Genomic DNA, 10,125 nt, shown 5'->3' on the forward strand with positions numbered 1-10,125 from the left:
TGGGGAAGATGGGGGCGGGGGAGCTTAATTATTCGTCGGATATCGACCTCATCTGCCTGTTTGACGAAACCCGCTTCGATCCCGACGATTTTCACGAGGCCCGCACCGCCTTCGTGCGTGCGACCCGCGCCATGACCGCAACCCTCAGCGACAATNCTGCAGAGGGCTACGTGTTCCGCACCGATCTGCGCCTGCGGCCCGACAGCGGCGTCACGCCCGTCTGCATCGCCATGGAAACGGCGGAACGCTATTATGAATCGCTGGGCCGCACGTGGGAGCGGGCCGCCTATATCAAGGCGCGACCCTGCGCGGGGGATATCGCGGCGGGGGAAAGGTTCCTCGACACGTTGCGGCCCTTCGTCTGGCGGCGGCACCTCGACTTCGCGGCCATTCAGGATGCTCATGACATGCGGTTGGCCATACGCGAGCATAAGGGGCTGGGCGGGCCCATCACCCTGCCGGGCCACGACATGAAGCTGGGTCGCGGTGGCATACGGGAGATCGAGTTCTTCACCCAGACCCGGCAGTTGATCGCCGGGGGGCGTGACGCGGCCCTGCGCCTGCGCCAGACGGTGCCGGCATTGGCCCGGCTGGCGGAAAAGGACTGGGTGCCCGGGGATGCGGCCGAAACCCTGACCCGCCACTATCGGATGCACCGGACGGTAGAGCACCGGCTGCAGATGGTGCAGGATGCCCAGACCCATGCGCTGCCGCAAACGGAAGCGGGGTTCGATCGTCTGGCCTGCATGATGGATATGGACCGCGACGATCTGATGCGCGACCTGCACGCGCGGCTCAGCGAAGTGCATGAGATGACCGAAGGTTTCTTTGCCGCCTCGCGCAGCGGGCCAAAGGCGCCGGGGCCGCAGGAACACAGGTTCGATACCGCCGTGATCGACCGTTGGCACAGCTATCCCGCGCTGCGCAGTGCGCGCGGCGCCGAGATTTTCGAGCGGTTGAAGCCGGACCTTCTGTCGCGGCTGGCACGATCCAGCAAGCCGGACGAGGCGCTGCTGGCCTTCGACGGCTTTCTGGCGGGGCTGCCGGCGGGGGTGCAGCTCTTTTCGCTGCTCCGGGCCAATCCGCAGATTGCAGACCTTCTCGTGGATATCGTCGCCACCTCGCCCGCGCTGGCCAATCACCTGTCGCATAACGCGACCGTCTTCGACACGGTGATCGACGGCAACTTTTTTGCGCCATGGCCCGAACCCCGGGCGCTGGAGCAATTGCTGACCGATACGCTGCTACGAGAAGCGGATTACGAGACCCGGCTGGACGCCACGCGCCGCTGGGCGAAGGAATGGCATTTCCGCGTGGGCGTGCATCATCTGCGCGGGCTGATCGATGCGCAGACCGCGGGGCGGCACTACGCCGATCTGGCACGCGCCGTGCTTTCCGTGCTCTGGCCGGTGGTGGTGGGGGAATTCGCCACGCGGCACGGGCCGCCGCCGGGGCGGGGGGCCGTGATCCTCGGGATGGGGTCGCTGGGCGCGGGGATGCTGACGGCGACATCCGACCTCGATATGANCGTGATTTACGATCCCCGGGAGGACGAAGGATCGGACGGGCCGCGCCCGCTGGCCACGCGGCCCTATTTCGCGCGGCTCACGCAGGCGATGATCACGGCGATGACCGCCCCGATGAGCCAGGGCAAGCTCTACGAGGTGGACATGCGGCTGCGGCCTTCGGGCAATCAGGGGCCTGTCGCCACCAGCCTTGCCGCTTTCAAGAGCTATCAGCGTGAACAGGCGTGGGTCTGGGAACATCTGGCGCTGACGCGCGCCGCGATCGTGGCGGGGCCCGCCGATCTGGGGGAAGACGTGGAGGCGCTGCGACGCGAGATCATTGGGCGTGAGACAGCCGGTCCCGGTATCGTCGAGGAAATGGCCCGCATGCGGACCCGAATCGCCGATGCGAAGTCTCCCCACGGCCCCTTCGATGCCAAGATCGGACCGGGCCGCCTGCAGGACATCGAACTGCTCGCGCAGGCGGGCGCGCTTGTCGCTGGCGAAATGGCGGGGGACGTGCCCGCCGGTCTGCGCGCCGGGGTTCGGGCGGCGCTGCTGAACGAAGACGAGGTCCGCGTGCTGGAGGAATGCTACGACAACTGCTGGGCCCTGCAATGTGCGGCGCGACTGTTGTCTTCGAAGCCCATAGATGCGGACCGGCTGGGGCAGGCGGGGATCGCCTTTCTTTGCCGCAGCCTTGGCGTCGATGACCTGCCCGCACTGGAGCGCAAGATGCTGGATACCTATAAAACTGCGCGCGAACAGATAGATAGGGCCATCTCGCGCAGCGTCGGCGCAAGGGCGGAGCAGGAATGACCGAAAAGCATGCACCCGAGGATCCCAAGGGCCTCATTTATGAGGCGTACCGGATCGACGGGATCACCGCCTCCGAATGCCGGTCGATCTTCCTCGACTGGGCGCTGAGCCTACCGCTCGATGCCGATACGCCCGGTCTCATCCGCAGTTTGCTGACCCGACAGGATGCGGTGGAGGAGCACCCGATGACGGTTGTGCTGCGGGATGGCCTGACCACCTTGCAGGCGCCTCGCCGGCGCGGCGGATGGCGGAGCCGTCCGCGGAATTGATCCACTTGCACGCAGTCTCAATAACTGAGGATTGACACCTCAAAAACGCGTAAAATTCACGAAGGAAATATATTTCGGTCGCAAACTCGCCCTATTTGGCCGCCAGAACCGGTTCAGACAGAGAAAAGCGAGGACGCCATGAACATTTCCATCATCAAGACGATCGCCGCCCTTGGACTGGGCGTTCTCGTATCGGCCTGTACCGCAGCCCCGGATTTCCCCACCCGGGCCGCCCCTTTCGAAACCACGCCGATCCCGACGGTCGCCCCGGTTGCGGCAGCCCCCGTGGTCGCGATGCCGGTGTCGCTGAACGTGGCGGAGATCAACGTGCTGGTGCCCGAAAGCCTTGAGGTCAGCGAGGCGAACCGTTTCTATCCGCGCGGCGACATCGTGTGGCGCGGCGACCCCTTGGGGGACCGCCACGCACAGGTCAAGGCGATCTTCGACACCGCCTTTGCCCGGGGCGCGGAGGCTTTCGACGGGGAAACGCCCGTCCGCCTTGATGTCGAAGTGCGGCGCTTTCATTCGCTTACGGAAAAGACGCGCTATACCGTGGGCGGTGTGCATTCCATCACCTTCCTGCTGACGCTGCGGGATGCACGCACCGGCGAATTGCTGCGCCCAACCCGCGAAGTGCAGGCGGACCTCGATGGGTTCGGCGGGCGGCAGGCGATCCTTGCCGATGCCCGGGGTGAAACCCAGAAGGTGCGGATCACCGCGCATCTGGCGGAAGTCCTCCGGCAGGAACTGTCCCGCCCCGAAGGCCACCGCAACGCGAAGCTGGGGCTGATCCAGGCGCTCAACAAATTCTGAGCTTTATCCATCCTCAGGAACCGACTAGAGGGGGCGCTATGACAGCGCCCCTTTCCGCATCCGACCGCCCCACCGTCCGTCTTCTGCCGAAGGCCAATGCCCGTGCCATCCGGCATGGCTTTCCTTGGGTCTACGCCAATGAACTGGTGACCGACAGGCGCACCCGGGGCCTTGCCCCCGGCACGCTGGCCCGGCTCGACGATGATACCCGCCGCCCCATGGGCCTTGTCGCCGTAAACCCGGCGAGCAAGATCATCGCCCGCATGATCGACCCCGATCCGGAGGCGGTCATCGACGAGGCATGGTTCGCGGGCCATCTGCGCCGTGCGCTCAAACTGCGCGAACAGCTTTACGATGCGCCCTTCTACCGGCTCATCCATGCGGAGGCGGATGGTCTGCCGGGCGTGGTGATCGACCGGTTCGGCGATACCTGCGTGATCCAGCCCAACGCGGCATGGGCCGACGCCCTGCTGGAACCGCTTTGCGCGGCGCTGGTGTCCGTTACCGGCGTCAAACATGTGCTCAAGAACGCAGGCGGGCGGACCCGGTCCCTTGAAGGGCTCGACGATGTGTCCTCGGTCCTGACCGGAGAGGCACCGGCTGCCCCCGTCGAAGTCCCGATGAACGGTGCCATCTACATGGCGGATCTGACCGGCGGACAGAAGACCGGATTGTTCTACGACCAGCGGCCCAACCACGCCTTCGTGGCGGAGCTGTCACGCGGGGCGCGCGTACTCGACGTGTTTTCCCACGTGGGGGGCTTTTCGCTGGCCGCACTGGCGGGCGGCGCCGCTTCGACACTGGCGGTGGACGGATCGGCGCCCGCACTCGATCTCGCGCAGGCCGGGGCAGCGGCGATGGGGCGTGCGGATGATTTCAGCACTCGTCAGGGCGACGCCTTCGAGGCGCTGACCGCCCTGCGGGCCGAGGGCCAGCAATTTGACGTCGTCGTCTGCGACCCGCCCGCCTTTGCCCCCGCCAAGCCTGCGTTGGAGGCCGGTCTGCGCGCCTATGAAAAGGTCGCACGGCTGGCCGCCCCGTTGGTGGCGGAGGACGGGATACTGGTGCTTTGCTCCTGCTCGCACGCCGCTGACATGGGCCAGTTCCGCACCGCGAGCGTGCGCGGCATCGGGCGCGCGGGGCGGCGTGCCGTCCTGCTGCATACGGGGCAGGCGGGGCCGGATCATCCGCAACTGCCGCAACTGGCCGAAAGCGGCTATCTCAAATCACTGTTCTTCCGCGTCTGATGTCAGGGCCGCGCATCCTGATCGATGCGAATGTGCTCTATCCCACGGTTATGCGTGAACTGGTATTGGGCGCGGCGGGGAAGGGGCTCTTCACCCCGCTTTGGTCTGACCGGATACTGGAGGAATGGCGCCTCGCGGCGGTAAAGATAGGCCCCGAAGGCATTCCGCAGGCGGAGGCGGAGATTGCCCTGCTGCGCCGGGACTGGCCCGATGCCGTGGTCACCTCGGCGCCGGAGACGGCCAGCGCGCTTTGGTTGCCTGATCACGACGATGTGCATGTGCTGGCCGCCGCCGTAGAGGCGCGCGCCCAGTCCATCATGACGCGCAATGCCCGCGATTTCCCGACCCGGTTGCTGGCCGAAAGCGGTATCACCCGGGTCGATCCCGATGGCTATCTGCGCGATCTCTGGCGAGAGGCACCCGATACGGTCGCCGCCGTGGCCGAAAGCGTGCGGGCGGAGGCGGAGCGGCTCTCAGGCCAGGGCTGGGCGCTCAATGACCTGCTGAAGAAAGCGCGCATGCCGCAACTGGCCAAGGCACTGCGCACTTCCGCCCAGCCGCCCGGTCATTCGTCCCAGCGCAGCTGAAGCCGTTTCAGCGCGGCGATGCGCTCTTCGGTCTTGGGGTGGCTCAGCAACCATGCGGGCGTGCTGCCACCGGCCCCTTCGGTCAGCGCCTCCAGCTTGCGAAAGAGCGATATCTGCGGTTCGATCCCGATCCCCGCCTTGGTCAGCAGGGCCGCTGCATAGGCATCGGCTTCGTATTCGTCGGACCGCGAGAGCCGCGCGGCGAGCATGGTCGCCAGCATGTTCGCGATCCAGATGCCCACGCCGGGGATAAGCCGGCCCAGCACCATCGCCAACGCGGTACGCACCGCATTCTGGCCGGAAAAATCGATCATCCGACGCCGCGAATGCCCCAGCGCCACATGGCCCAGTTCATGGGCGATGACGCTGGCCAGTTCGGAGGCCGTTACCTCCCCCCGTTTGAACCGGTTGTAAAAGCCCCGCGTGATAAAGATCCGCCCGTCCGGCGCGGCGAGCCCGTTCACCGGATCGATTTCGTAGATATGCACCTTGATGCGCGGCAGATCGAGCGCGCGCGCCATGCGGTCGCTCATGTCCTTCAGCGCGGGATCCATCAATTCGGTGGATTTCTGGTCGAGCTGCTTCGCCGTCCGCCACGCTGAAAAGCGATACATGGCGATACCGTAGAGAATGGCCAGAAGGATCGGTAGGACGCGGATCATGTAGCGAATATGGGGGCTGGGGCGGGGGACGCAAGCACGCTGTCATGCCATGCCCCCGCGAAAGCACCATTGTGCCCCGACGGTCGCGGGCTATCTGGTCGTCTGCAACTGACCGGAGCTTCCCATGCCCACACTTACCGACCTTGTCATGCCGTTCGTCGAAGCCTTCGTGATGATCGTCGCGCTGGTGTGTTTCGTCCGGCTCAACGGGCTGCGGTCCTTTTCCAAGATGGCGAACCATGACTTCGCCGTGACGGTGGCGATGGGGTCGATCCTTGCTTCTGTCGTGGTGTCGGGGACGACGGGGCTCGGCCTTGGGCTGTCGGGGCTGGCGGCGCTTTTCGTCGTGCAGGCGTTTCTGGCCCGGCTGCGCACACATCTGCGCCCTGCGGCCGCGGCCATGGACAACGCACCCCTGCTGCTGATGCGGGACGGGGAGATACTGGAGGAGAACCTCGCCCATGCGAAGGTCACACGGTCGGACCTGATCGCGAAACTGCGCGAAGCGAATGTTCTGCAAATGTCAGAGGTGCGGGCGGTGGTCTTTGAGCAGACCGGCGATGTCTCGGTTCTGCATGGCGACAAGGCGGTCGATGCCGTGCTGCTCGAAGGGGTCCGGGACCACCCCTGAAGGTGGCCCCGTGGGGATGCGTCAGGCTCAGGCCAGTTTCGCATCCATTGTGATTTCCGCTGTCAGCAGCTTGGAGATCGGGCAGTTTTCCTTTGCGGTATTGGCCGCGCGGTTGAACTGCTCTTCGGTCGCGTTGGGGATCGAGGCCGTCACGTCAAGGTGAACCTTGGGGATGTGGAACCCGCCGTCCTTCTGCTCAAGGTGAACAGTGGCTTTGGTTTCGATGCTGTCGGCAACGAGGTCTTCGCCTTCGAGGATCATCGACAGCGCCATGGAAAAGCAGGACGCATGGGCAGCGCCGATCAGTTCCTCGGGGTTGGTGCCGGACTTGCCTTCAAAGCGGGTCTGGAACCCGTAGGGCTGATCGTTCAGCACGCCGGTCTGGGTAGAGACGTGGCCCTTGCCCTCCTTGAGGTTGCCTGTCCACTTGGCGGAACCGTGTTTCTTGATGCTCATAGTGTAAACCTTTCGTTTCAGTTGGGGGTTGGCGTCACAACGTCTGAAACCTCTTGACGTTCCAATATATCGTGCGCGATTTAATAGTGTGATACATACATCGAACCCCCCGGTCGGTCAATGTCTTGCTGGAGGGTCGCGCGCGATATAAAAACCACGGCAAGGAGCCGCCCATGCCACAAGACCCCAAGCTCACCCCCGACGACATGCTGTGTTTCGATGTCTATGCGATGCAACAGGCGTTCAACCGCCTGTACAAACCCTTGCTCGCGCCGTTGGGGCTGACCTATCCGCAGTACCTAGTGATGGTGGTGCTGTGGTCAGAGGACCAGATGCCGGTCGGGCGGATCGGTGCGCGGCTGGGGCTTGAATCCAGCACGCTCACGCCGCTGATCAAACGGCTGGAGCTTGCAGGTCTCGTCACCCGCTCCCGCGATCTGCAGGATGAACGCAAGGTCGCCGTAACCCTGACGCAACGGGGCCGCGCGATGGAGACGCAGGCCCGCGAAATACCGCGCTGCGTCGAAGCCTCCACCGGGATGGACAGCGCCGAGATCGCGGAGTTGCGGGGACGGCTGGCGCGGCTGCACGGCGCGCTGACAGCGGCGGAATAAACGCCGCGCGTCAGCGGGTGAGCGTCTTGATCCCGCGCGACAGACCTTCGAGCGTCATCGGCACCATGTGCTCTTGCCCGAAGATTTCCTGTATCATCGCGATCGACTGGGTATAGGGCCAGTATTTCTCGGGGATGGGATTGATCCAGAGATTGCTTTGCCACTGGTCGCGGGCACGGCCCAGCCATGTCGCGCCGCTTTCGGCGTTCCAGTGTTCATTGGCCCCGCCCGGATAGGCGATTTCATAGGGCGACATGGAGGCATCGCCCACGAAGATGCATTTGTAGTCCGGCCCATAGGTCCGCAGGATTTCGGTCGTGCTTTCCTGTGCGTTCCAGCGGCGCCGGTTGTCGCGCCAGACGCCTTCGTAAAGGCAGTTGTGAAAGTAGAAATATTCGAGGTGCTTGAATTCGGCCTTGGCCGCGCTGAACAGCTCTTCGACCACCTTGATATGCGGATCCATTGACCCGCCCACGTCGAGAAACAGCAGCACCTTCACGGCATTGCGCCGCTCTGGCCGCGTCTTGACGTCGAGATAGCCGTGTTCCGCCGTGGCGCGGATGGTCCCGTTCAGGTCCAGTTCCTCATCCGCGCCATCGCGGGCCCAGCGGCGCAGCCGTTTGAGCGCGACCTTGATGTTGCGGGTGCCCAGTTCGACGGTGTCGTCGAGGTTCTTGAATTCGCGCTTGTCCCAGACCTTGGTGGCGCGCTGGTGGCGGGATTCCTTCTGGCCGATCCGCACGCCTTCGGGGTTGTAGCCATAGGCCCCGAAGGGCGAGGTGCCGGCAGTGCCGATCCACTTGTTGCCGCCCTGATGCCGACCCTTCTGCTCTTCGAGACGCTGCTTGAGCGTTTCCATCAGCTTGTCGAACCCGCCCAGGGCCTCGATCTCTGCCTTTTCCTCGGCGGAGAGGTGCTTTTCGGCCATTTTCTCCAGCCAGTCGCGGGGGATGTCCACGGCTTCGAGCACGTCGTCGAGCTGGATGTTTTCGAGCCCTTCGAAGGCGGCGGCGAAGGCCTGGTCGAACTTGTCGATGTTGCGCTCGTCCTTCACCATCGACACCCGCGCGAGGTAATAGAACGCCTCCACGTCATAGGTGGCGAGGCCTGCCGACATCCCGTCGAGAAAGGCGAGGAATTCGCGCATGGAGACCGGGACCCGGTGCTTGCGCAGCTGTTCGAAGAACGGCAGGAACATTCCTCAGACCCCCAGCAGGAAACGGTCCAGGATCACGGTGAGGATCATGCCGAGCAAGACGAAGGCGATGCCGTAGCCGGCGCCGTATTGCGCCATGTCCTTGCGGTTGCCGCCGCGCTTCTTCGCCGTTCTGACGCCGATGAAAATGCCCAGAAGGCCCAATACGATTACGATCATGTCGTTTGCGCCACCCGTCCGCGGTTGATCACTTGCGCGGGTTCAGCGATGCGATTTCGCGCTGCTTGGCCCGCACGGCCCAGTCAGGGCCAAAGCCGTAGCGCGCCCAGCCCAGACTGTCCACCCTGACCACGCGTGCCTCTTCGGGGCGGCCCGACAGGTCGAGCGCCTCGGCCTGCAGCAGCAAAAGCGTCGAAAGAAGCGCCGCGTTCTCGCCTCGCTGCGCGGTATCGAGATGCGGGGCAAGCAAACGGAGCGCTGTGTCGCCATCGCCCGTGCTGATTGCATAGGCCGCCAGTTGCGTCGCCACATAGGCGCGGTGAAGTGCGGTGCCGGGGGTCGCGGTATAGAGCCTGTCGGCCAGTTGGAAATGGGCCTGTGCCGCCACGGGATCGCTCAGCTGCAGCACACGGCCAAACGCAAAATGCGCAAAGGCGCGGCGGTGGTCCTGCCAGCCCATGCGGTCCGCGATGCGCACCGCTTCACTGGCCGCGATCCGGCGGTCGGCGGGGTCGGTGGAGCGGCCAAGCGCTGTCTGGATGGCGTCGCTGTAGCCGCGCGGCGTGAAGCTGGCGCGTTGTCCGGGGCCGCTGTCCCCCGCAGGGTTCAGCCGCGACAGGATGGCGGGCAGCGCGCGGGCGACCTGCGTCCGCGACATGCCCGAGCGCAGGGCGGGATCGTAATACGCCCGCAGGATCAGCATGTCGAAGCCCGTGAGTACGGTATGCACATTGTCGTCGTTGAAGACGGAGTCGGACAGCCGGTACAGATCGTTGAGCGGACCCAGCGATTGGGCGAGTTCTTCGTGCAGGCAGTCGCGCACTTCCTGCGGGCTGGAATCGTTGGGCAGAAAGACGGTCAGCCGTTCGCGGGTCTGCAGCCGCGTCCAGTCCGTACGGGCGGACCGGCGCAGCTTGCGATATTCGGCCAGCGAACTGACGTTGGGCGCCACGAAACAGGCGGCATCAGGAAGCACATCGCGGATCTCGGCGCGGGTGACGGCCTGAACGATGACATTGGCGGAAGGGTCGTAGACCTGGCTGATGTCGATCCCGGCCTCGCGCCGCAGGCGCGCCAGCAGGCGGCGCAGGTCGGGCGCGAGCGTGGCGGGGGCGGGGCCGCGCACCGCAACGGTGATGGGGGTTTC

General features: G+C 65.0%; 12 protein-coding genes. 7 read left to right on the top strand and 5 right to left on the bottom strand.

What is annotated here, in order from left to right; genetic code table 11:
- The 5 genes from A3728_RS13290 to A3728_RS13310 all read left to right on the top strand — a co-directional run.
- Positions 1-2,324, top strand: a 2,324-nt coding sequence (locus A3728_RS13290) for a glutamine-synthetase adenylyltransferase (protein ID WP_067924579.1), incomplete at its 5' end; no start/stop codon positions are given.
- The gene (locus A3728_RS13295; RefSeq protein ID WP_067924582.1) at positions 2,321-2,593 is read left to right on the top strand and encodes a hypothetical protein; all 273 of its coding nucleotides are present in this window, start codon (positions 2,321-2,323) and stop codon (positions 2,591-2,593) included. The genes A3728_RS13290 and A3728_RS13295, both read left to right, overlap by 4 nt.
- Positions 2,594-2,731: 138 nt before the next feature.
- Positions 2,732-3,406 carry a DUF6778 family protein gene (locus A3728_RS13300; RefSeq protein ID WP_067924583.1) on the top strand — a complete coding sequence of 225 codons (675 nt, stop codon included), beginning with the start codon at positions 2,732-2,734 and terminating at the stop codon, positions 3,404-3,406.
- Positions 3,407-3,444: 38 nt separating this feature from the next.
- Positions 3,445-4,653, top strand: coding sequence for an RSP_2647 family RNA methyltransferase (locus A3728_RS13305; protein ID WP_067924585.1), 1,209 nt, complete (start codon positions 3,445-3,447; stop codon positions 4,651-4,653).
- Positions 4,653-5,240, top strand: coding sequence for an RSP_2648 family PIN domain-containing protein (locus A3728_RS13310; RefSeq protein ID WP_067924587.1), 588 nt, complete (start codon positions 4,653-4,655; stop codon positions 5,238-5,240). Before A3728_RS13305 ends, A3728_RS13310 begins: the two co-directional genes overlap by 1 nt.
- Here the strand turns inward: A3728_RS13310 and A3728_RS13315 are convergent.
- On the bottom strand, positions 5,219-5,902 hold the full coding sequence (locus A3728_RS13315) for a M48 family metalloprotease (protein WP_067924589.1): 684 nt from the start codon (positions 5,900-5,902) through the stop codon (positions 5,219-5,221). The two genes, A3728_RS13310 and A3728_RS13315, sit on opposite strands and share 22 nt — an antisense overlap.
- A gap of 124 nt (positions 5,903-6,026) precedes the next feature.
- On the opposite strand from A3728_RS13315, the gene A3728_RS13320 reads away from it, so the two are divergent.
- Entirely contained in the window at positions 6,027-6,533 is a 507-nt protein-coding gene (locus A3728_RS13320) for a DUF421 domain-containing protein (protein ID WP_067924591.1), read from the top strand.
- Positions 6,534-6,560: 27 nt separating this feature from the next.
- On the opposite strand, the gene A3728_RS13325 is transcribed toward A3728_RS13320, so the two are convergent.
- Complete coding sequence (locus tag A3728_RS13325) at positions 6,561-6,989, bottom strand: OsmC family protein (RefSeq protein ID WP_067924594.1); 429 nt, start codon at positions 6,987-6,989, stop codon at positions 6,561-6,563.
- Positions 6,990-7,162: 173 nt separating this feature from the next.
- Here A3728_RS13325 and A3728_RS13330 point away from each other — a divergent pair, with 173 nt between their 5' ends.
- Positions 7,163-7,603: a MarR family winged helix-turn-helix transcriptional regulator gene (locus A3728_RS13330; RefSeq protein WP_067924597.1), complete on the top strand. Its 441-nt coding sequence runs from the start codon at positions 7,163-7,165 to the stop codon at positions 7,601-7,603.
- Between the two features lie 10 nt (positions 7,604-7,613).
- Here the strand turns inward: A3728_RS13330 and A3728_RS13335 are convergent, their stop codons facing one another.
- From A3728_RS13335 to A3728_RS13345, 3 genes are all read right to left on the bottom strand, one after another.
- A complete protein-coding gene (locus A3728_RS13335; RefSeq protein ID WP_067924600.1) occupies positions 7,614-8,801 on the bottom strand; it encodes a vWA domain-containing protein in 1,188 nt (395 codons plus the stop codon).
- A gap of 3 nt (positions 8,802-8,804) precedes the next feature.
- Positions 8,805-8,978, bottom strand: a complete 174-nt coding sequence (locus A3728_RS13340) for an apolipoprotein acyltransferase (RefSeq protein ID WP_067924602.1) — start codon at positions 8,976-8,978, stop codon at positions 8,805-8,807.
- A gap of 28 nt (positions 8,979-9,006) precedes the next feature.
- Positions 9,007-10,125, bottom strand: a 1,119-nt coding sequence (locus tag A3728_RS13345) for a DUF2927 domain-containing protein (protein ID WP_067924605.1), incomplete at its 5' end; no start/stop codon positions are given.

The organism is Sulfitobacter sp. HI0040, from assembly GCF_001634885.1.
Lineage (GTDB): Bacteria > Pseudomonadota > Alphaproteobacteria > Rhodobacterales > Rhodobacteraceae > Sulfitobacter.